Genomic DNA, 22126 nt, shown 5'->3' with positions numbered 1-22126 from the left:
GCACTCATTCCATCACCTTCGGTACTAAATAAACACCCGCTTCCACCGCCGGCGCATGCTGCTGAAAATGCTCACGTTGATTATGCTCAGTGACCACATCCGCACGACAACGTTGGACGGCGTCCAAAGGATGCGCCATCGGCATTACTCCTTGCGTATCGATCACGCTCATTTGCTCCATTAGCAGCAAAATATTGGATAAATTGCGGGCGTATTCGGGCACACTGCTTTCATCGATCGCCAAGCGTGCCAGTTGCGCAATTTTTTTTACCTCATCAGCTTGCAGTGCCATATCCATCTCGCTCGTGAATGTTAGGTCAGTGAGGAACCGTTAGAAATGCGGCCGCAACCTTAGCATATTTGCCCCATTATTTGCCGCATCGACGCATCCGCAAAACGTTTGCTGATGATCTGCAGATGCGCCTTGCACGGCGGATACGCCATTGTTACATTAGCGCGTCTTTTTACCTTAATAGTATTGGGTGAACGTTTTGAAAAATCTGTTTCGTAACTTGAAGGGTCTTTTCTCCACTGACCTTTCCATCGACCTTGGTACCGCTAACACATTAATCTACGTGCGCGGCGAAGGTATTGTCCTGAATGAACCGTCAGTCGTCACCGTCCGCATCGACCGCGGCGGCCAACGCAGTCTTGAAGCTTACGGCACTGAGGCTAAACGCATGTTGGGCCGTACGCCGGAAAACATGCAAGCGATTCGCCCCATGAAAGACGGCGTCATTGCCGACTTCACCATCACCGAAAAAATGTTGCAACACTTCATTCGCAAAGTACATGACACCCGTTTTTTCCGTCCTAGCCCTCGCGTTTTAGTGTGTGTCCCCTGTGGCGCAACCGAAGTAGAACGTCGCGCTATTCGTGAATCTGCCGCCGGCGCGGGTGCACGCAGTGTTTATTTAATTGAAGAACCGATGGCTGCGGCTATCGGTGCAGGCATCCCCGTCGAAGAAGCACGAGGTTCGATGGTATTAGATATCGGCGGCGGTACTTCTGAAGTCGCCGTGATTTCACTTAACGGCATTGTTTATTCTGCCTCGGTGCGTATTGGTGGCGACAAATTTGATGAAGCCATCATCAGTTATATTCGACGCAACTACGGCATCTTAATCGGCCAACCTACTGCAGAACGCATCAAACATTCGATTGGCTCAGGTTATCCCGGCCGCGAACTCAAAGAAATGGAAATCAAAGGCCGTAATTTATCTGAAGGCGTACCGCGCAGTTTCACCATTAACAGCAATGAAGTTTTAGAAGCGTTGCAAGAACCGCTTTACGGCATTGTGTCTGCGGTTAAAACAGCGTTAGAAGCAACCCCACCTGAATTAGCTGCCGATGTTGCCGAACGCGGTATTGTTTTAACTGGCGGCGGCGCTTTATTAACTGACCTTGATCGTTTGTTAATGGAAGAAACCGGTTTGCCCGTGGTAATCGCAGAAGATCCCTTGACCTGTGTTGCGCGTGGTGGCGGCCGTGTATTGGAATTAATTGATCAACATGGCGTTAATTTTTTGGCCCTCGACTAATGTCATCAACAGCCTAATGACTCACCAACTTAAACCTTTGGTGAGTCACTAATATGCAACCACTGTTTCAACAAAATACTAATAACTACAACTTCCGTCTCGTTATCTTTTCGGTGGCGGCAATTGTTTTAATGACGATTGATAATCGCAACGATGCATTACGCGAAGCGCGTAACTCTGCTACTGCTTGGTTAGTTTATCCTTTGCAATACACTGTCTCAGTGCCCGGTCGTGTGTGGCGCTGGTCCAGCGAAGTATTTAGCTTGCACAATACGTTGCTCAACGAAAAACGTGCCCTTCATGACGAACGTTTATTACTTCAATACCAAGTGCTTAAGCTCGCTGGCTTACAAGCTGAAAATGCGCGCTTACGTGAATTACTGCGTTCATCTAAACAAGTCGGTGAAAATATTTTAGCCGCAGAAATTATTTCGGTTGACCAAGATATTTACAAACAACAAATTATTTTAAATAGAGGCCAACGCAATAAAATTTTTATTGGCCAACCGATAGTGGATGCCTATGGCATCATTGGCCAAGTCATCGCCGCAACCGAATACTCATCCACCGTTTTACTCATTTCTGATCCCAGCCATGAAATTCCTGTGCAAATTAATCGCAACGGTTTACGCGCTATTTTGCAAGGTACGGGTGGCTCAGACACCCTAAATTTATTACACATTCCTACGAACACTGACATTCATGTGAATGATTTATTAATTTCATCCGGACTCGATGGTCGTTTCCCACCCAACTATCCGGTCGCCACCATTTCCAAGATTGAAATTATTCGCGGTCAACCGTTTGCTAAAGTCACCGCCAAACCCACTGCTCACTTAAATAGTAGCCGTGAAGTATTAGCCGTCTGGCCACAAACCGGAGAAAGCTTATGAATCGCAGCAGTCATGTATGGTTAGCGAATATTAGTTTGCTAATTGCACTCATGCTGATGCTGACACCTCTGCCGTATTGGGCGCATGTGTGTCGTCCCGAATGGGTAACGCTGACATTATTATTTTGGTGCATGTTAGCGCCCAATGAAATTGGTTTAGGTCTAGCATTTATATATGGTTTAATTGTCGACGTGGCCCTCGGCACATTATTAGGACAACACGCCTTAGGTATATTAATCGCGTGTTATTTAATGTTGCGTTATCACCACATCATTCGCGCTTACCCTCTTTTACAACAAGGCCTCATTGTCGGAGTGATTCTGTTAATCAAACAATTAGTATTGTTATGGATTTACGGCATTACGAACCGCGCACCCGGTTCTTTGTGGGTTTATTTCTTGCCGAGCTTTTTTGGCGGCTTATTATGGCCATGGTTATTTACTATTTTGCTTGATACGCAACGTCGTTTTGGCCCGCGCCAAAGTGTGTCGCTATGACCACTACGCTAACCGAAATCGAAATCAAATTAGCGTATCTTGAAGCAACTCAAGAAGACTTAAATAAAATCATCATTACTCAACAAACGGCTATTGATAAACTCCAGCAACAAATCAACCATCTCACCACACGCTTACAACAAGTTGGCGAAAACGATATTGATCCTGCGCATTATCGCCCACCACATTATTAGATTCGCATATGCTCCCCTTCTCGGACAATCAAGTTGTCCTCTGCTACGAAGATTCCTCGCTACAAGAACATGCGCTGCGCCTACATTCACAATGGGATCAACAATGGAATATTCCATTAAGCCTTGCGACAGAAAATCTGTCGGCCGATTTTTTATTAATGCTAACTAAACAACGTTTAGAACTGCGCGACAACCGCGCGGATGCCATCGGCGGAGCAGTGTATGTAGATTTTGTAGAAGGCAAAGCCGGCTTTCGTCGCCAACATGAAGGCCGTCAACAAGCATTAGCACGCGCCATCGGCTTAAAAGGTTTACAACACCCGCATATTATTGATGCCACCGCAGGTTTAGGTCGTGACGCATTTGTATTAGCGAGTTTAGCTTGCGAAGTAACTTTATTAGAACGCTCGCCAATTTTAGCGGCGTTATTACAAGATGGTTTGAATCGCGCACGCGCCGAAGCCGCATTAAATGCTATCACCACCAACATGCGTATCATTCACACCAACAGCATTGACTATTTACAACATGCGCCCAACGTCGAACGAGTACACGCGATTTATATAGACCCTATGTATCCAGGTCGAAAAAAATCCGCCTTGGTTAAAAAAGAAATGCGTGTCGCACGCGCGTTGGTGGGCGATGATCCCGATGCAGCACTATTACTGCGCCATGCTATTCGCACAACAGTGCAGCGCGTGGTTGTCAAACGACCTAACGAAGCACCCGCACTTGCCGACCTAAAACCTCACGCACAAATTCCTGGCAAAACCACTCGTTATGATATTTATTTTCCTCATCATTTTACCGATCAATAAAGGACAAATATGAACGCGAAATTTTTCTTATTAGCAGGCGCAGTGTTTAATTTACTAGCCGTGGTATTAGGCGCATTTGGTGCGCACGCTTTAAAAAACAAATTGTCGGCCGATTTATTACGCGTGTATCACACGGCCGTTGAATATCAGTTTTATCATGCGCTCGCATTACTTGCGATTGGCATTTTAATGCTGCAATGGCCGCACAATACTGTGTTAAAAAGCAGTGGTCTGAGCTTCTTCGTAGGTGTGCTAATTTTTTCGGGAAGTTTATATGCGCTTGCCCTGAGCAGTGTGCGCTGGTTAGGCGCAATTACACCGCTAGGTGGCGTGGCATTTATTATCGGTTGGATTTTATTATCACTGGCGATTTGGCGCCAAGCGATTTAAATTTTCCTACTACTATGCGGCGAGGCCACAACATTTTTTATACTTTTTATTACTGCCGCAGCTACAAGGATCATTACGGCCTAACTTAGGCGCGTCACGCCGATACTGTTTTATGTCGGGCAATTTACCGTCAAGATAAAACCATTGTTTATCGCGTTTAATAAATTCGCTAATTTCGTGCAATACGCAATCTTTACCATCAACACTGTACCGAGCTTTAAATTCTACTTGGCCCTGTTCATCTGTTGCCAAGCCTTCGCTAGTAGTAATGATTTCTAAACCTTGCCACTGCGCTTGTTGCGACCATTGTTTAGCGGCGTCCGTATCAAATTCACGTCGAGTGGATTTATCGTAGCTGCTAACAACAAAATCAATATTGCCTACTGCATAGGCAGAATAACGCGCTCGCATTAACGCTTCGGCGGTTGGCGCATATTTCGCGCCCGTGATAAACGGCTCGCAACAAGCTTGATAAGACAAACCGCTATTACAGGGACAATTTTGCATAATAAACACTCAATGGGTCAGCGAACAAAGTGCGTCATTATCAGGATTTCGCCTGCGCATATCTAGCCTCCCATAGATCTTAATGAGGCATAAGCGACTGATTTAAATAGTGGCCGTGATATTATCAAACCATGAGCTTACCTATCGTCGAACTGCAAAACGTTTTAGATGCTATTACCGCATCCGATACGCCCTTGCAAACCCTGCTACTTACACCCCACCTAAGTAATACGAGTAATACGCCAGACGAAACCCATTTACGTACCGTGCTGCGTTTACCTGCCAATACCGTGATTTTGCAGCACAATGACCCGCTCAATCATTGGCCAACTACGGCTCCTGAAATTTACGATTTAGCGATGATCTTAGATTTGGATTTATACGCAAGCGACCTCGTCAATACGCTCATTGCGCATCTACGCGATCGTGCTTGTCGACAATTATTAGTCGCCTTGTCTGTCAACGCGGATCAACACGCATGGACAACACGCTTGCTCAGTTTAGGTTTAAGCGGCATCAACACCGCGAGCCATAACATTTATGAATTTAATATCTCGCACTACAAAACCGTCCCTGATTGGCTAAACTCTAAACATTGGGCCAATCCCGAACACTGGAATAAACATCGCTGGTAATAATATGAGTAGTTTGCAACAACGCATGGCCGAACACGGTTTTGAATCTAACGAACATTACGATTACATCGTGCGCTGTTTACACGCCGCACCGGGAAATGATATTCGTTGTCTCAATATCGAAGGCGAATCCGGCCGACGTAAAACTGCTTTTGCAAATGCACTCGCGCATGCTTTAACAATTAACCATATTTTGTATCATGATTTCGCACAAGCCGAAATCGAAACAGCGGCACCCATCGTCATTAAAGAAGATGACGAAAGTGACGCGCGCCCTGTTTTACCTATAAAAGCCTTAGATAAAATCATGAGCGATGCGTGCGCGCTCAGCGAAGCTGAGCCTACGGTATTAATTCTTGATCAATTACAAATTGCTGATTTCAAAGAACACATTCGGCTTTATAAATTCCTGATTGAACGCCAATGGAATTATAATGACGTGAGTTTTTATGCACACCGCAAAAACTTTTTCTTATTTTTAATCGCTGAAGAACCACTTTATCACTCGTTACAAAAACACAGCTTAAAAGTGTGGGTGCGGAGCGCTTCCGATAGTATTCACGCCTACCAACACGATGATTTTAATTTGGATGCTGACGCACAACCTGTCATTGATGCGCTCAATCAATGCTTCCGCTCGTTGAATGTGTTCCCCACACAAAGCGAATACTACAAAATACTGCACGACATCCGTCATCATGTGCACACAGCCAGCGAACTTGCACAAAGCATTTACGGTTGGACCGAAGGTTTAGATCGCGAACTGTTACACAGTCCGGCCTTGCATAATCAACTCACTGCGTTAATGCCGGTTATCGAAAACTATATCGGCGTAGAAGAAATCGTCGAACTCTCGTCAGCACCTGAACCCTCAATACGGAATTAATATGGAACCTGTAAGCAATCAAGTTATTGAACATGCACTTAAACAACAATTACCAGAAGCTGCAATTTACGTCAGCGGCGATGGTTATAAATATGAAACCGTTGTTGTCAGTGAACACTTTGCTGGCAAAAATACCTTGCAGCGACACAAACAAATTTATGCCGTGTTAAATACTTATATTAATAGCGGGCAATTACACGCCTTAACCATTAAGACCTATACGCCCGAAGAATTTCAAAACACACCCTACGCAACTTTACCGCGTTCATAATAAACACTGAGGAATATCCATGGATTTGGAATTAATTAAAAATCTCGCCATCGCCTTAGTGATCGGCCTCATGATCGGCATGGAACGCAGTTGGCAAAGCCATAGTCAAGGTGGCGGCGCACGTAGCGCCGGTTTACGCACTTTCGGATTTATTGGTTTGCTCGGCGGCATCAGTGTTTTATTAAGTCATCAATTAGGCGTGGGTGTTGTCATTGTTACTTTTGCGGCATTAGCGGCGATTGTAGTTGCTGCTTATATATTAACCGCACACAAAACTGGCGAAGCGGGCATCACTACTGAAATTGCTATATTGCTAACGTTTGCCTTAGGCATGCTCACATTATCCGGTTATGCGCATGAAGCAATCGCGGGTGCCGTAGTGATCAGCGCGTTATTACGCTTCAAACCTTTATTGCATAGCACCTTACGCAAACTCGAACACCATGAACTAAACGCCACACTACAACTATTAATTGTTGCCGCCGTCGTCTTACCTTTATTACCTGATCGTTATATTGATCCCTTCCAATCAATCAACCCACGCACCATTGGTTATTTAGTCTTATTAATCGCAGGTTTGTCCTACATTGGATATTTTGCAACGCGTATTTTCGGCGCACGCTCGGGCATTTTAGCCACCGCATTACTCGGCGGCTTAGCATCCTCCACCGCTGTTACTATCGCTTTCTCACGCTTAGCGCGTCGTTTACCGGAACAAAGTGTGTTGCTCGGTTTAGGTATCGCCGCGGCCGCAGCTATCATGGTGCCGCGCGTGTTATTAGAAGTATTAATCGTCAACAAAAGTTTATTGCCATTGATTATCTGGCCGCTCATTGTGCTGATGTTAGTGCCAGCCATTGCCGCGACCTTTGTATTGTTACGCAAAAAAAATATTCCGCCCTCTGCACAAGTACCACTGAATAATCCTTTAGAACTCAATGCCGCTATTGGTTACAGCATCTTACTCACTTTATTATTTTTATTAGTACACATCACCGAAAAATGGGTAGGCGAATCTGGCATTTATGCACTGGCTGCGTTATCGGGTATCGCTAACGTCGATGCCATTAGTTTATCGCTCGCGGGTTCCGCACTTAAAGACATGCCCAGCGAGGTTGCAGCGCGCGGCATTTTAATCGCGTGTGTTGTGAACACCGGCGTCAAAGCCGCACTCGCCGTCATCATCGGCGGCTGGCATACTGGAAAATGGACTGCGAGTATTTTGGGATTAGCGTGTGTGTTAGGTGGTGTGGCACTGTGGGGGACCTTGGGGTGACAGTGATTAACAAGTTAGAATGCTTAAATGAAGATCGCTTAACTCAAACGCTTGCTTATGCAGGTTTTATTTTACTAGCGTTTGAGTTAATAAAAAGCCTCGTCATAAAACCAACCAAAATGTTTTATGCGGATATTAGTTTTAGCCCAAACAGTCCATTTCAGTCATATGAGGAAAATGTTTTATCTCGGCACAAAAATGAATTTGAAGCATGCCTTTTATATTTAAGTGATTTTATGAAGGCCATTGATTCAGATGACGTACTAGCAATTCAAGGATTAAGAAAACATAGAAATGATTTGGCCCATAATTTCCCGAAAATCATTTCTATCTTAAAGATAGAAAACCATATTGAATTGCTTGAAAAAGCCCATAAGGCTTTATTTAAGCTCAGCAACTATCAAGTTTACATGGATATAGGAAACGACCCTGAATTTCAAAATCTAGGAATCGATTGGGATACTGTAAAAGGTACTGAATATTTAATACTAGAAAACATTATTAATAAAATCCGATTCTTACAATCAAACAGCAAGTCACAATAATTGCAGTTAAGCCGTAGGGCGCAATAAGCGTAGCGCATTGCGCCCTACGTTGAATAGGGAAATTCATCATGCCCAATTACCGTCGAGCCTGGTTACCAGGCGGCACCTATTTTTTCACAGTAAATTTATTGCAACGAAATAATAATGGTTTATTGACGCGGCATATTGCTTTGCTGCGTCAGTCGGTTACATAGGCGCAACAAAGCCATTCTTTTATTATTCATGGGTAGGTGGTATTGCCAGAGCATTTGCATTGCGTGATTGTGCTACCTAATGATGACACGGACTTATTAACTTATGATGATTAGCATACGGCGCAATGCGCCCTACGGTGCTAGATAAAAAGCACAAGTAGCGAGAATGTAATCCGGGTTAGCGAATGCAAAATCATTCCCGCATTTTGCACCACTTCATGTGAACACATTTACAACAGTTTTAAAGTCTGTTTTCAATATAAGACATCGCCCTGTATTTCACTTTTGCTCGAGTGATCAACAATGACCCAAGACAATTTCGGCGCAAAACGGTAACATGCGCCGCATCCAGATGGTTGACTATACGTATTTCCGAGGTTGTTATGAAGGTTCTTATTATCGGCGGTGGCGGTCGCGAACATGCGCTCGCATGGAAAACTGCGCAGTCAACACAGGTTGATATTGTCTACGTTGCACCGGGTAATCCGGGCAGCGCGCAAGAATCTAAAACTCAAAACGTTGATATAAAGGTAGACGACATTCAAGGCTTGGTGCACTTTGCACAAGCACAAAAAATTGATCTGACTATTGTGGGCCCGGAAATACCTTTGGTGCTCGGCGTGGTTGATGCATTCCAAGCGGCCAGTTTAAAAATTTTCGGCCCACGCCAAGCAGCAGCACAATTAGAAGGCTCGAAAGCATTTAGCAAAGATTTTTTAGCGCGTCACAATATTCCTACTGCGACATACCAAACTTTTACTGCACTCGAACCGGCGCTAAATTATTTAAAAAAAATAGGTGCGCCCATTGTTGTTAAAGCGGATGGTTTGGCAGCAGGCAAAGGTGTGATTGTTGCGCACGACATTGCAGCTGCGGAAACTGCGGTACACGATATGTTAGCGGGCAACGCATTTGGTGAAGCAGGACATCGCGTTGTTATCGAAGAGTTTTTAGTCGGCGAAGAAGCGAGCTTTATTGTGATGGTTGATGGTGAACATATTTTGCCAATGGCGACGTCACAAGATCACAAAGCGCGTGACAATGGTGACTTAGGCCCCAACACCGGCGGCATGGGCGCCTATTCACCTGCGCCAGTTGTAACCCCTGAAATACATGCGCGCATCATGCGCGAAGTTATTGAACCTACGGTGCGCGGTATGGCTGCAGAAGGAAATCCGTATACGGGATTTTTATACGCTGGCGTGATGATTAGCAACGATGGCGCATGCAAAGTATTAGAATTTAATTGCCGCTTTGGTGATCCTGAAACCCAACCGATTATGATGCGTTTGCAATCTGACATTACGGCACTGTGTTTAGCGGCCTTAGATAAAAAATTACATACAGTTGATGCGCAATGGGATACACGCTGCGCATTAGGAGTAGTGATGGCCGCGGGTGGTTATCCAAATGAATTTCGCAAAGGCGATGTGATTCAAGGTCTCGATAAAGCAAACACGGACAACGTTAAAGTATTTCATGCGGGTACGCAAAATCAAAACGGCCAAACGCTCACTAATGGCGGGCGCGTGTTATGTGTGACGGCATTAGGCGATGATGTAAAACAAGCGCAAGATAATGCTTATGCGCAACTTAAAAAAATTCAGTGGCCTGATGTTTATTATCGTACGGATATTGGATTTAAAGCGATAAAACGTTAGTTAGAAATCACCTGCGCGCAACACGCAGGTGATTAAATTTCAGCTTGAGTGTTTAACGACGCATTGCATCAAAGAAATCGGCATTGGTTTTAGTACCTTGCATTTTATTGAGCATGAATTCCATCGCTTCTAATTCATCCATCGAATGCATCACTTTACGCAACACCCACATTTTTTGCAGTTCATCTGCTTTCACTAACAACTCTTCACGGCGTGTGCCTGAACGATTTATGTTGATCGCTGGGAATACGCGTTTCTCAGCAATACGTCTATCCAAATGAATTTCCATGTTGCCGGTACCTTTAAATTCTTCGTAAATCACTTCATCCATTTTCGAACCCGTATCCACTAACGCCGTGGCAATAATGGTTAAGCTACCACCTTCTTCGATATTACGCGCGGCACCAAAAAAACGCTTAGGTCGTTGTAAAGCATTTGCGTCAACACCACCGGTTAACACTTTGCCGGACGACGGCACAACCGTGTTGTACGCACGCGCTAAGCGCGTAATAGAATCTAACAAAATCACTACGTCTCTTTTGTGTTCGACTAATCGTTTAGCTTTTTCAATAACCATTTCGGCTACTTGCACATGTCGACTGGCAGGCTCATCAAAAGTACTCGACACGACTTCGCCTTGTACCATGCGACTCATTTCGGTGACTTCTTCTGGACGTTCGTCAATTAACAATACAATCAAATAAGAATCAGGATGATTAGCCGCAATACTTTGCGCGATATTTTGCAGCATGATGGTTTTACCGGCTTTCGGCGGTGACACGATCAAACCACGTTGACCTTTACCAATAGGCGAAACAATTTCAATAATACGCGCGGTAATGTCTTCGGTGCTGCCATTGCCACGTTCTAAATGAAAACGCTCTTGCGCATGCAATGGGGTTAAGTTTTCAAATAATACTTTATTACGTGTGCTTTCTGGTTGATCAAAATTAATGTGATCAACTTTCAATAAAGCAAAATAACGTTCGCCATCTTTAGGTGGGCGAATTTTGCCCGCAATGGTGTCGCCTGTGCGCAAATTAAAACGGCGAATCTGACTCGGTGATACGTAAATATCATCCGGGCCCGCTAAATAAGAGCTGTCTGCTGAACGTAAAAAACCAAAGCCATCTTGCAAAATCTCTAATACGCCATCGCCTAAAATGTCATCGCCATTTTTAGCTTTAGATTTGAGCAACGAAAAAATAATGTCTTGTTTGCGATTGCGAGCAATATTTTCGAGGCCCATTTCTTCAGCCATTTGAATTAGTTCTGCGGCGGGTTTTTTCTTCAGTTCAGTTAAGTTCATAGGTTTTCGCTTTGACTCTTAAAAAGATAATAATGAGGGTGATGTTCAAAAGTTGGGGTTAGTTACCGATCGATTATTCAGTGGTTTTTATTGTGATTAAAACGGCTTAATCAATATCCGTCACGGTCTGAAGGAAAGACTCGTTGAATATATCAGGATAAGATTGAGCAAAAAAATGCCCGGCGATTTTTAGCGACCGGGCAATATTATTTATAAGTTGCTATCAATGAATGCGGTTAATTGCGACTTTGATAATGCGCCTACTTTGGTCGCTTCCACATTGCCGTTTTTAAACAACATCAACGTGGGAATACCACGAATTCCAAATTTTGGTGGTGTATCAGGATTTTCATCAATATTGAGCTTAGCGACTTTAAGTTTGTCAGCATACTCAGTGGCTATTTCATCTAAAATTGGCGCAATCATTTTGCAAGGACCACACCATTCAGCCCAATAATCCACCAATACGGGGTGGGTGGCTTTTAAAACCTGTTCTTCAAAAGTTGCATCGGTAATATAGACGATATTATTACTCACCGTTTATTGCCTCTCGTGGATTGTAAAACGTTCGGTAATTGCAATACCCAACTGCTATGCCTCTGACCATTTCAAAAAAAGGGGGAGTAGGACGATAGTGCGGGACGCGCCATGTGCAGCGGTTGTGTATTTATAGGGATATTCGCGCACAATTTCAAGCCCGTAATTGCAATAATCGAAAAATATTCTGTTGCAATATACTAAGGTTTTGAATTCTAAATACTATTTTCGTCATAGGCCTGCCATTTTAAGCCTGTTAAACTGCCTGCGCTTATAGATAATAGTCATTCACAGACCATGGAGCGCGCAAATGCGTGTATTAGTCACCGGTGCGGCAGGTTTTATTGGTGCCGCCATTTGCCAATATTTATTAAAACGCGGCGATGAGGTCATCGGCTTTGATAATTTAAATGACTACTATGATGTAAGTCTTAAACACGCTCGTTTAGCACAGCTTCAAACTTTTTCCGCTTACACTAATGTCATTGCTGGATTAGAAGATCGCGCTGCATTAGAAAATGTTTTTACCCAATATCAACCACAACGTGTTGTGCACATGGGCGCACAAGCAGGTGTGCGTTATTCTTTGGAAAATCCGCGCGCGTATGTTGATAGCAACATTGTTGGCTTTATGAATATTTTAGAATGCTGCCGGCATAATAAAATCGAAAATTTGGTCTATGCGTCCAGTAGCTCTGTTTACGGTGCCAACACCCACTTGCCCTTTTCCGTGCACCATAATGTTGACCATCCCGTGAGCTTGTACGCGGCTACTAAAAAAGCCAATGAGTTAATGGCGCATACTTATAGTCATTTGTATCAATTGCCTACGGTCGGTTTGCGCTTTTTTACGGTATACGGTCCTTGGGGTCGACCCGACATGGCGTTGTTTAAATTTACGCGCAACATTTTAGCCGGACAACCGATTGATGTTTTTAACCATGGCCGTCATCAACGTGACTTTACTTACATCGATGATATTGTCGAAGGCGTGATTCGTGTCTTAGATAAAATTCCGACTGGCAACCCACAATGGACTGGACAACATCCCGATCCTGCTAGCAGTGCAGCGCCTTATCGTATTTATAATATCGGCAATCATCAGCCGGTTGAATTACTCGCGTTTATTAATGCGATTGAAAAATGCCTAGGCAAAAAAGCTCAACTCAATTTATTACCCATGCAAGCCGGCGATGTGGTTGATACTTTTGCAGATGTTGACGCTTTGCGCGCGGAGTTTAATTATCAGCCGAATACGCCCATTGAAACTGGCATTGCGCATTTTGTGGAATGGTATAAACAATATTACAAGATTTAAAAATCGACTATGCTCGGTTGCTTAATCAAAACAATTTATACGGAATATTAATGGAAATTTTTTTAGTCGGTGGCGCAGTACGCGACAAACTCCTCGGTTTACCGGTCAAAGAACGTGACTGGGTGGTCGTGGGTGCGACGCCCCCTGAATTAATCGCTCAAGGCTTTAAACCGGTTGGCAAAGATTTCCCTGTTTTCTTACATCCCAAAACCAATGAAGAATATGCGCTGGCACGCACCGAACGCAAAAGTGGGCACGGTTATCGCGGCTTCACTTTTCACACTGCACCTGATGTTTCACTCGAAGCCGATTTGCAACGTCGTGATTTAACGATTAACGCTATCGCAGAAAACAGTGACGGCGCGTTAATTGATCCTTATAACGGGCAAAAAGATTTGGCCGATAAATACTTACGTCATGTGTCCGCCGCATTTAGCGAAGATCCCGTGCGTTTATTGCGAATCGCGCGCTTTGCTGCCCGTTTTGCATCACTGGGTTTTAGCATTGCGCCCACCACGTATGATCTCATGCGAACAATGGTTGAAAATGGCGAAGTAGATCATTTAGTGGCTGAACGTGTTTGGCAAGAATGCGCAAAAGCTTTAAGCACCGCAACACCCGCTGTGTTTTTTGAGGTGCTGGAACACTGTAACGCTTTAGAGCGCGTGTTATCTCTGCCAAAAATCAAACCTGAATCTTACGCCGCATTAACGCACGCTAGTCGCATGAGTGACGATGTGGAAATACGTTTAGCGGCATTTTTATTTCATAATGATTTCGCGTCAACGCAGACATTGTGTCAACGTCTTAAGTTGCCAAATAATGTAAACGAATTAATTGAGCTGACTATTAAACACTATATGTTTTTTCAGCAGTGCACCGAATTGCCACCCGCCGACGTTTTACAAGGCTTAAAATCTTTAGACGCTTTCCGACGTGAAGCACGATTTAAACAATTCTTAGTAGCCGCAACAGCTGTGGCGCACAGCACGCAAAACGGAGCACAACGACCATTGCCGCAAATAGAATATTTAATGACCGCGCGCAGTAATGCTCAGGCCGTTAATGCGCGCGATTTAGCGAATCAACAATTATCGGGGTTAGCATTAGCAGAAGAACTGGATCGACACCGCTGCGCGGTTATTAGCAAAGTCAAAAGAACGTATCGTTGGTCGCAAATTTAAGCTGTCGTCTTTCGCTCTAGCCAACGCAGTAAATTTTGCATGCGCGTATAACGCACGCATGCCCACGCAATCAACACACCACTACTATTCGCAAGCAGGTCAACATAGTCCATGTGACGCATCGGCGTGAGGCTCTGAAAATATTCAATTAACGCACCGAACACTACAAATAACAACGCAATCGATGCGCGCTGCCAATGCTGCCGAAATAATTGCAGCCACCAACCAGTTAACAACGTATAGGCGCAGAAGTGGTAAAGCTTATCGCGCTGATGCGACATGAAATCGCCTTGCAAGCTGATCAATGATGCAACCACTAATAATACGACGCCAGCCATACCCACTAATACCCAACAATAGGGATAACGTAATGCGGGATCTATGTGTAGCGGTATTTTTTTATTTATTACATCAACCAAAACAATAATCCTATGCCAAGCAGTACACGATAAATTGCAAACGGCCACATGCCAATGCGCGTTAATAATTGCAAAAACCAATGGATACACACAAATGCGCTAAGCGCTGACACAATGCATCCCACCAATAGCGCCAGCCAATCAATAGGTAATGGGCTTACCAGCAAGTCTTTAATTAACAATAAACTCGACGCGGTAATTAATGGGATAGATAACAGAAATGAAAACCTCGCGGCCAAGATAGGCGCAACCCCACAAAATAAGGCGGCGGTCATAGTAATTCCCGATCGCGAAGTGCCTGGCACTAACGCTAGTACTTGGGCAAAACCAATAATAAGTCCTACTGTTAATGTGATTTCGGTCGCGGCCGTAATCGTTGTATGTTTTTTACCCCAACTATAAGCAATACCTAATAACAAGCCATACCCCAAAGAGGTGCATGCAATTATCCATTCCGAACGCAGATGCGTTTCTACCCAATCTTTCCCCACTAAACCTGCTATACCGGCGGGGATTGTCGCTAACAGGACGACCCACATTAAATAAGCGTTGGGGTGAGCTTTAGGCTCTGACCAGTGTCGCAGCCAAGTGAATAACATGTTACTCACGTCTTGGCGAAAATACGTTAGCACCGCGAATAACGTGCCTGTGTGCAACGCTAGGTCAAATTCCAAACCTTGATCAGGCCAACCTAAAAAACTGGGAACCAAAATTAAATGCGCTGAACTCGAGATTGGTAATAATTCGGTAAAGCCTTGGACTAAGGCCAATACAATTACATGCCACATATTCATAAGGGCGATCATTCTGCTCGCAATAAGGAGCGGCGATCATGGCGAGATTTATTGATATCGTCAAATGAGCATTAAGTGACGACGCGGATTTTTTCAAGTACGCTTCTCACATCATGATTCAACGTCATTCTCGATATGAATAACTCTTCGCGATCTTGTGCACTTGTTACGGGTGGTGCGCGCCGTATCGGCGCTGAAATTGCGCGCCATTTACATCAAGCCGGCCTCAATATCCTGCTGCATTACAATCGTTCATATAATGATGCCATCGCCCTGCAAACGGAACTCAACCAACAACGCGCTGATTCCGTACATTTATTACAAGCGGATCTGCTAGACACTACCCAACTGCCTCGCTTAGCAGAACAAGCAGCGGCAGCATGGGGGCGTTTGGATGTATTGGTTAACAATGCTTCGACTTTTTATCCGACGTTAGTAGGCGACATTACGGAAGCCGATTGGGTGGATTTAATGGGCTCCAATCTAAAAGCGCCTTTATTCTTATCTCAAGCCGCCACTCCATTTTTGCAGCGTCAACAAGGTTGCATCATCAATATTATTGATATCCATTGGGATCGGCCTATGCGTAAGCATGTCGTCTATAACGCTGCCAAAGCCGGTTTGGCTAACCTGACAAAATCGCTTGCGCGTGAGTTAGCGCCTGCGATTCGCGTTAATGGTGTTTCGCCCGGCGCTATTATTTGGCCAGAAAACGATATGCTGCCCGAGACCCAACATTCGATTGTTGAGCGGGTTGCCTTAGAACGTTCAGGTGAGCCTGCTGATATTGCTAAAACGGTGAAGTTTTTGGCGGTAGATGCGCCCTACATTACCGGACAAATTATTGCGGTGGATGGCGGCCGCAGTCTATATATGTAGCATCATTTAGCCCTGCACTTGGCGGCGCACAATTTCCACGCCTACATTTCGTGCACCACGCACGGCACCTGGTTTACACAAACGCACTTTTACCGCCTGTATCGGAAACTCTTCCAGCAAACGCGTCGCAATTGCCTCAGCCAAACTTTCGATTAATTCAAAGCGCGCGGCTCGCGTCAACGCCACCACGCGTGCGGTCACCACATCATAATCAACGGTGGCTTCTACATGATTCGCCGCAGCAGCAGCGCGTAAATCGGTTTCTAACTCCAGATCCACACTGATTAATTGAGGTGCTTCCCGCTCCCAGTCATAAACCCCAATCAGGGTCTCTAGCTGCAGAGCTTCAATAAATACTTTATCCATATATGTTTTTCCAGCTCAGGCGCAAGCGTTCAGGGAGACGCACCATACCGCAAGCTATCGTTTCCTGCTAGATCGCCGACACCTAACAGCAAAACATGACTAAACCCTTTCCTTTTGCACGGAATTTGGCTTGTTCATATGAGTAATTTTCGCTATTATTCGCGCCCTTGCGCTATTTGGCGCCCCGTTTTTAATACCACGAGTAAAACTCATGTCCAGAGTCTGTCAAGTTACCGGCAAAAAGCCGCAAACAGGCAACAATGTTTCTCACGCTAACAATAGAACCAAGCGTCGTTTTTTGCCTAATTTACACACTCATCGTTTTTGGGTAGAAACAGAAAACCGTTGGGTTTCATTGCGTGTCTCTGCGAATGCAATGCGCATCATCGATAAAAATGGCATTGATACCGTGCTGGCCGATTTACGCGCCCGCGGCGAAAAAGTTTAAGAGGACTGAATCATGGCGAAGAAAGGTGCAAGCGATAAAATTAAACTAGTGTCTACTGCCGGCACAGGTCATTACTACACGACTACCAAGAACAAGCGTAATACGCCGGATAAATTTGAGTTTAGCAAATACGATCCCGTCGTACGCAAACATGTTATCTACAAAGAAGCTAAAATTAAGTAAATAAAAAAACCGCCTCAAGGCGGTTTTTTTATGGCTGCTTTTCCTAAATCCTATTTTCCTATGAACTCCGCGAAATATCCCGCAATGCCAAATCCTTCAACGTCATCTTGCCAACTGTCTTGGTAATATTTTTTTCTATAGATAACAACAATTGTCCCACCGCATCATGAACCGGCAGTTCCTGATCTTGATTCGTTTTACGAATCGCATGTAATGCTTCAGCAACTGTTACTGTATCCAAAGGTTTCCCAGGCAAATAACCTCTTTCATCCGCACTTAAACGCAATAAACCAGTTTGTTGTAATAAGTTCGACATGTATTCAGCTTGCGGGCCTGACAATTCCAAGTCTTTCACTAAATATTGCAGTTTCACTGCATCATGCTGCTGATAAAAATATTGCCCCACACGCTGCATAATTGCCAAAGCCAGATATTCAACCTGCATCAAACTCAAGGTCGGTTTTTGTTGACGACTCAACGTATATTCGGGATGTTGTATGTAATAGGCAATAGAAGCGCCCGTTAATAAAATCCACCAATTAAGATAAATCCACATTACAAATAACACTAAAATAGCAAAACCAGAATAAATCGCCGTGTACTGCGCTGAACTTACTACAAAAGCAGCGAAAGCCCAACTGGCACTTTGCCAGACGATACCCGCGATAATCCCACCTGTAAGTGCTGCTCGTAATTTCACTTTTGTATTGGGAATGAACACATACGAAAAAGTAATCGCGGCAATCGCTAAAACATACGGAAGTAATTGTGCGATAAATCCGTATAAATAACCAAACGGTTGGACGCTCAAAATGTGTTGCATTACATCACTATTTAGCACGGTTGCGCTAATACCTAATGAACTAAACAGCAGCACAGGGCCAATAATTAACATACTGAAATAATCACTAAAGCGGCGTAACCATGAACGCTCGCGCTGAATTTGCCAAATATGATTAAAAGCACTTTCTAATTTTTGCACCAACAAAATCGCCGTAAGAAATAACATGGCAAAACCAACCGAACCTAGCAAACCTACTTTTAAATTATTCACAAAAGCGATTAAACGACCGCTAATATCAGCGCCGGTCACCCCAAACGCTGGCTCTAACCAATGCAATAAAATAGGTTCAATTTCGTTATAGGCCCCAAAAGCTTTTAATACTGAAAAACTCACCGCCAACAATGGTACCAACGCTAACAGTGTAGTAAACGCCAGACTGGTTGCACGCAAATTAATTTCACCATTTTGGACATCCCGAAAAATGGCATAAAAAATACGCACGGTTTTTTGCAGCAAACGTTGTGTGTTTGACGTTAAGGAAGATTCTTTGCGCCGCACAAAACGAGCAAATTGGTGATAAGAAGAAAAATTCATGCAAACTCCACGGTAAATATAACTACTAGGTAATCTGCTTTACTTAGAACATGAATGCAAATAAAAAAACCCCGGCTTTGAACCGGGGTTTTAGGTTTGAATCCTGGCGGTGACCTACTCTCGCATGGGGAGACCCCACACTACCATCGGCGCTGAACAGTTTCACTTCTGAGTTCGGAATGGGATCAGGTGGTTCCCGTTCGCTATGGCCGCCAGGAAAGCTGGTTGATTGAAGAAAACGCTTATGCGTGTTAATCAATCGAATTCGGAAGCTGCTAGGCTTATTGTTGGCATTGAATTACCCAACTATTTGGGTGTTATATGATCAAGCCTCACGAGCAATTAGTACTGGTTAGCTACATGCATTACTGCACTTCCACACCCAGCCTATCAACGTAGTAGTCTTCTACGGCTCTTTAGGGGCCTCAAGGGCCCAGTGAGATCTAATCTTGGGGTGGGCTTCCCGCTTAGATGCTTTCAGCGGTTATCCCGACCGCACGTAGCTACCCGGCAGTGCCACTGGCGTGACAACCGGAACACCAGAGGTGCGTCCATCCCGGTCCTCTCGTACTAAGGACAGATCCCCTCAAATCTCAAACGCCCACGGTAGATAGGGACCGAACTGTCTCACGACGTTCTAAACCCAGCTCGCGTACCACTTTAAATGGCGAACAGCCATACCCTTGGGACCTGCTTCAGCCCCAGGATGTGATGAGCCGACATCGAGGTGCCAAACACTGCCGTCGATATGGACTCTTGGGCAGTATCAGCCTGTTATCCCCGGAGTACCTTTTATCCGTTGAGCGATGGCCCTTCCATACAGAACCACCGGATCACTAAGACCTACTTTCGTACCTGCTCGACGTGTCTGTCTCGCAGTCAAGCACCCTTATGCCTTTACACACAATGCGCGATTTCCGACCGCGCTGAGGGTACCTTCGCGCTCCTCCGTTACTCTTTGGGAGGAGACCGCCCCAGTCAAACTACCCACCATGCACTGTCCCTAACCCGGATTACGGGTCGAGGTTAGAACTCCGAACAAACCAGGGTGGTATTTCAAGGTTGGCTCCACGATAACTAGCGTTACCGCTTCAAAGCCTCCCACCTATCCTACACAAGTTTATTCAAAGTTCAGTGCAAAGCTATAGTAAAGGTTCACGGGGTCTTTCCGTCTAGCCGCGGGTACACTGCATCTTCACAGCGATTTCAATTTCACTGAGTCTCGGCTGGAGACAGTGTGGCCATCGTTACGCCATTCGTGCAGGTCGGAACTTACCCGACAAGGAATTTCGCTACCTTAGGACCGTTATAGTTACGGCCGCCGTTCACCGGGGCTTCGATCAAGAGCTTCGCTTGCGCTAACCCCATCAATTAACCTTCCGGCACCGGGCAGGCGTCACACCCTATACGTCCGCTTACGCGTTTGCAGAGTGCTGTGTTTTTAATAAACAGTCGCAGCCACCTGATCACTGCAACCCTCATCCGCTCCAGTCGCAAGGACCTTCACATACCGAGGGCGTACCTTCTCCCGAAGTTACGGTACTATTTTGCCTAGTTCCTTCAGCCGAGTTCTCTCAAGCGCCTTAGGATTCTCTCCTCACCCACCTGTGTCGGTTTGGGGTACGGGCCCTTATAACCTGAAGCTTAGAGGCTTTTCTTGGAAGCGGGGCATCAACTACTTCGCCCAATAAAGGGCTCCCCATCACACCTCAGTAATAGCTCTCCGGATTTACCTAAAGAGCCTACCTACATGCTTGGACCGGGACATCCGTCGCCCGGATAGTTTAGCCTTCTCCGTCACCCCATCGCAGTTATAAGAGGTACAGGAATATTAACCTGTTTGCCATCGACTACGCCTTTCGGCCTCGCCTTAGGACCCGACTAACCCTGCGCCGATTAACGTTGCGCAGGAAACCTTGGGTTTTCGGCGAGCGGGTCTTTCACCCGCTTTATCGTTACTCATGTCAGCATTCGCACTTCTGATACCTCCAGCACACCTTACGATGCACCTTCGCAGGCTTACAGAACGCTCCCCTACCACTTACGCTTACGCGTAAATCCGCAGCTTCGGTACACAGCTTGAGCCCCGTTAAATCTTCCGCGCAGGCCGACTCGACTAGTGAGCTATTACGCTTTCTTTAAAGGATGGCTGCTTCTAAGCCAACCTCCTAGCTGTCTATGCCTTCCCACATCGTTTCCCACTGAGCTGTGATTTGGGGACCTTAGCTGGCGGTCTGGGTTGTTTCCCTCTTCACGACGGATGTTAGCACCCGCCGTGTGTCTCCCGTGCTTGCACTTCTTGGTATTCGGAGTTTGCAATGGGTTGGTAAGTCGGGATGACCCCCTAGCCATAACAGTGCTCTACCCCCAAGAGTGATACACGAGGCGCTACCTAAATAGCTTTCGGGGAGAACCAGCTATCTCCGAACTTGTTTAGCCTTTCACTCCTACCCACAATTCATCCGAATCTTTTTCAACAGATCCCGGTTCGGGCCTCCAGTGGGAATTACCCCACCTTCACCCTGACCATGGGTAGATCGTCCGGTTTCGGGTCTACTCCCAGCGACTAATCGCCCTATTAAGACTCGGTTTCCCTACGGCTCCCCTAAATGGTTAACCTTGCCACTGAAAGTAAGTCGCTGACCCATTATACAAAAGGTACGCAGTCACCCCCTAAAGGGCTCCCACTGCTTGTACGCATACGGTTTCAGGTTCTATTTCACTCCCCTAACCGGGGTTCTTTTCGCCTTTCCCTCACGGTACTAGTTCACTATCGGTCGGTAGAGAGTATTTAGCCTTGGAGGATGGTCCCCCCATATTCAGACAGGATAACACGTGTCCCGCCCTACTCGTTTTCACCTCTTTTAGGTTTTCACATACAGGGCTATCACCTGCTATGGCCGGACTTTCCAGACCGTTCTGTTAACCACAAAAAGACTTAAGGGCTAGTCCCCGTTCGCTCGCCACTACTAAGGGAATCTCGGTTGATTTCTTTTCCTCCGG

General features: G+C 45.3%; 25 protein-coding genes and 2 rRNA genes (1 of these 27 only partly in view). 17 read left to right on the top strand and 10 right to left on the bottom strand.

Translation table 11 applies throughout. The features are described from left to right. Positions 1–4 precede the first annotated feature (4 nt). A complete protein-coding gene (gene gatC / locus H0W44_10365; protein ID MBA3582838.1) occupies positions 5–292 on the bottom strand; it encodes an Asp-tRNA(Asn)/Glu-tRNA(Gln) amidotransferase subunit GatC in 288 nt (95 codons plus the stop codon). A gap of 208 nt (positions 293–500) precedes the next feature. Between gatC and H0W44_10360 the strand changes: the two genes are divergently transcribed. The 6 genes from H0W44_10360 to H0W44_10335 are packed head-to-tail and all read left to right on the top strand — an operon-like array spanning position 501 to position 4333. Next, complete coding sequence (locus tag H0W44_10360) at positions 501–1541, top strand: rod shape-determining protein (protein ID MBA3582837.1); 1041 nt, start codon at positions 501–503, stop codon at positions 1539–1541. A 53-nt stretch (positions 1542–1594) separates the two neighbouring features. Next, positions 1595–2434: a rod shape-determining protein MreC gene (gene mreC, locus H0W44_10355; GenBank protein MBA3582836.1), complete on the top strand. Its 840-nt coding sequence runs from the start codon at positions 1595–1597 to the stop codon at positions 2432–2434. Then, entirely contained in the window at positions 2431–2931 is a 501-nt protein-coding gene (mreD, locus tag H0W44_10350) for a rod shape-determining protein MreD (GenBank protein ID MBA3582835.1), read from the top strand. The genes mreC and mreD overlap by 4 nt, the downstream gene beginning before the upstream one ends. After that, positions 2928–3125: a SlyX family protein gene (locus tag H0W44_10345; protein ID MBA3582834.1), complete on the top strand. Its 198-nt coding sequence runs from the start codon at positions 2928–2930 to the stop codon at positions 3123–3125. Before mreD ends, H0W44_10345 begins: the two co-directional genes overlap by 4 nt. 8 nt (positions 3126–3133) lie before the next feature. Beyond that, positions 3134–3943 (top strand): class I SAM-dependent methyltransferase, encoded by an 810-nt coding sequence (locus H0W44_10340; protein MBA3582833.1) that lies wholly within the window; start codon positions 3134–3136, stop codon positions 3941–3943. A 9-nt stretch (positions 3944–3952) separates the two neighbouring features. Further along, positions 3953–4333 (top strand): DUF423 domain-containing protein, encoded by a 381-nt coding sequence (locus tag H0W44_10335; GenBank protein MBA3582832.1) that lies wholly within the window; start codon positions 3953–3955, stop codon positions 4331–4333. Positions 4334–4345: 12 nt separating this feature from the next. On the opposite strand, the gene H0W44_10330 is transcribed toward H0W44_10335, so the two are convergent. Further along, positions 4346–4840, bottom strand: coding sequence for a YchJ family protein (locus H0W44_10330; GenBank protein MBA3582831.1), 495 nt, complete (start codon positions 4838–4840; stop codon positions 4346–4348). A 131-nt stretch (positions 4841–4971) separates the two neighbouring features. On the opposite strand from H0W44_10330, the gene H0W44_10325 reads away from it, so the two are divergent. The 6 genes from H0W44_10325 (at position 4972) to purD (ending at position 10308) form a co-directional block, all read left to right on the top strand. After that, positions 4972–5475: a hypothetical protein gene (locus H0W44_10325; GenBank protein MBA3582830.1), complete on the top strand. Its 504-nt coding sequence runs from the start codon at positions 4972–4974 to the stop codon at positions 5473–5475. 4 nt (positions 5476–5479) lie between these two features. Further along, positions 5480–6361, top strand: coding sequence for a hypothetical protein (locus tag H0W44_10320; GenBank protein ID MBA3582829.1), 882 nt, complete (start codon positions 5480–5482; stop codon positions 6359–6361). Position 6362: 1 nt separating this feature from the next. After that, positions 6363–6632, top strand: coding sequence for a BolA/IbaG family iron-sulfur metabolism protein (locus H0W44_10315; protein ID MBA3582828.1), 270 nt, complete (start codon positions 6363–6365; stop codon positions 6630–6632). 19 nt (positions 6633–6651) lie between these two features. Then, positions 6652–7908 (top strand): MgtC/SapB family protein, encoded by a 1257-nt coding sequence (locus tag H0W44_10310; GenBank protein ID MBA3582827.1) that lies wholly within the window; start codon positions 6652–6654, stop codon positions 7906–7908. Then, the gene (locus H0W44_10305) at positions 7905–8453 is read left to right on the top strand and encodes a hypothetical protein (GenBank protein ID MBA3582826.1); all 549 of its coding nucleotides are present in this window, start codon (positions 7905–7907) and stop codon (positions 8451–8453) included. The genes H0W44_10310 and H0W44_10305 overlap by 4 nt, the downstream gene beginning before the upstream one ends. Before the next feature lie 577 nt (positions 8454–9030). Continuing rightward, positions 9031–10308 carry a phosphoribosylamine--glycine ligase gene (gene purD / locus H0W44_10300; GenBank protein MBA3582825.1) on the top strand — a complete coding sequence of 426 codons (1278 nt, stop codon included), beginning with the start codon at positions 9031–9033 and terminating at the stop codon, positions 10306–10308. A 52-nt stretch (positions 10309–10360) separates the two neighbouring features. On the opposite strand, the gene rho is transcribed toward purD, so the two are convergent. Both rho and trxA read right to left on the bottom strand, forming a co-directional pair. Then, positions 10361–11617, bottom strand: a complete 1257-nt coding sequence (gene rho / locus H0W44_10295) for a transcription termination factor Rho (protein MBA3582824.1) — start codon at positions 11615–11617, stop codon at positions 10361–10363. A 210-nt stretch (positions 11618–11827) separates the two neighbouring features. Next, positions 11828–12154: a thioredoxin TrxA gene (trxA, locus tag H0W44_10290; GenBank protein ID MBA3582823.1), complete on the bottom strand. Its 327-nt coding sequence runs from the start codon at positions 12152–12154 to the stop codon at positions 11828–11830. A gap of 310 nt (positions 12155–12464) precedes the next feature. Between trxA and H0W44_10285 the strand changes: the two genes are divergently transcribed. Then, on the top strand, positions 12465–13472 hold the full coding sequence (locus tag H0W44_10285; protein ID MBA3582822.1) for an NAD-dependent epimerase: 1008 nt from the start codon (positions 12465–12467) through the stop codon (positions 13470–13472). 50 nt (positions 13473–13522) lie between these two features. After that, positions 13523–14656, top strand: coding sequence for a multifunctional CCA tRNA nucleotidyl transferase/2'3'-cyclic phosphodiesterase/2'nucleotidase/phosphatase (gene cca, locus H0W44_10280; protein ID MBA3582821.1), 1134 nt, complete (start codon positions 13523–13525; stop codon positions 14654–14656). Here cca and H0W44_10275 read toward each other — a convergent pair. Both H0W44_10275 and H0W44_10270 read right to left on the bottom strand, forming a co-directional pair. After that, on the bottom strand, positions 14653–15075 hold the full coding sequence (locus tag H0W44_10275; protein MBA3582820.1) for a VanZ family protein: 423 nt from the start codon (positions 15073–15075) through the stop codon (positions 14653–14655). The two genes, cca and H0W44_10275, sit on opposite strands and share 4 nt — an antisense overlap. After that, entirely contained in the window at positions 15063–15869 is an 807-nt protein-coding gene (locus H0W44_10270; GenBank protein MBA3582819.1) for an undecaprenyl-diphosphate phosphatase, read from the bottom strand. Before H0W44_10270 ends, H0W44_10275 begins: the two co-directional genes overlap by 13 nt. Positions 15870–16004: 135 nt before the next feature. Between H0W44_10270 and H0W44_10265 the strand changes: the two genes are divergently transcribed. Beyond that, positions 16005–16748 (top strand): pteridine reductase, encoded by a 744-nt coding sequence (locus H0W44_10265; protein MBA3582818.1) that lies wholly within the window; start codon positions 16005–16007, stop codon positions 16746–16748. A gap of 6 nt (positions 16749–16754) precedes the next feature. Here H0W44_10265 and folB read toward each other — a convergent pair whose 3' ends face one another. Further along, positions 16755–17114: a dihydroneopterin aldolase gene (gene folB / locus H0W44_10260; protein MBA3582817.1), complete on the bottom strand. Its 360-nt coding sequence runs from the start codon at positions 17112–17114 to the stop codon at positions 16755–16757. Positions 17115–17325: 211 nt separating this feature from the next. On the opposite strand from folB, the gene rpmB reads away from it, so the two are divergent. Together rpmB and rpmG are read left to right on the top strand one after the other, a co-directional pair. Then, positions 17326–17562: a 50S ribosomal protein L28 gene (gene rpmB, locus H0W44_10255; protein MBA3582816.1), complete on the top strand. Its 237-nt coding sequence runs from the start codon at positions 17326–17328 to the stop codon at positions 17560–17562. 12 nt (positions 17563–17574) lie between these two features. Continuing rightward, entirely contained in the window at positions 17575–17745 is a 171-nt protein-coding gene (rpmG, locus tag H0W44_10250) for a 50S ribosomal protein L33 (protein ID MBA3582815.1), read from the top strand. Positions 17746–17803: 58 nt separating this feature from the next. Here rpmG and H0W44_10245 read toward each other — a convergent pair whose 3' ends face one another. From H0W44_10245 to H0W44_10235, 3 genes are all read right to left on the bottom strand, one after another. Beyond that, the gene (locus H0W44_10245) at positions 17804–19123 is read right to left on the bottom strand and encodes a YihY/virulence factor BrkB family protein (GenBank protein MBA3582814.1); all 1320 of its coding nucleotides are present in this window, start codon (positions 19121–19123) and stop codon (positions 17804–17806) included. A 101-nt stretch (positions 19124–19224) separates the two neighbouring features. Further along, positions 19225–19340, bottom strand: a 5S ribosomal RNA gene (gene rrf / locus H0W44_10240). Between the two features lie 84 nt (positions 19341–19424). Further along, positions 19425–22126, bottom strand: a 23S ribosomal RNA gene (locus tag H0W44_10235) (it continues 214 nt past the right edge of the window).

This window comes from Gammaproteobacteria bacterium (genome assembly GCA_013817245.1).
In the GTDB taxonomy this organism is placed as follows: domain Bacteria; phylum Pseudomonadota; class Gammaproteobacteria; order HTCC5015; family HTCC5015; genus JACDDA01.
Note: the sequence above shows the minus strand (reverse complement) of the source record. Positions and strands in the feature narration are given on the sequence as shown.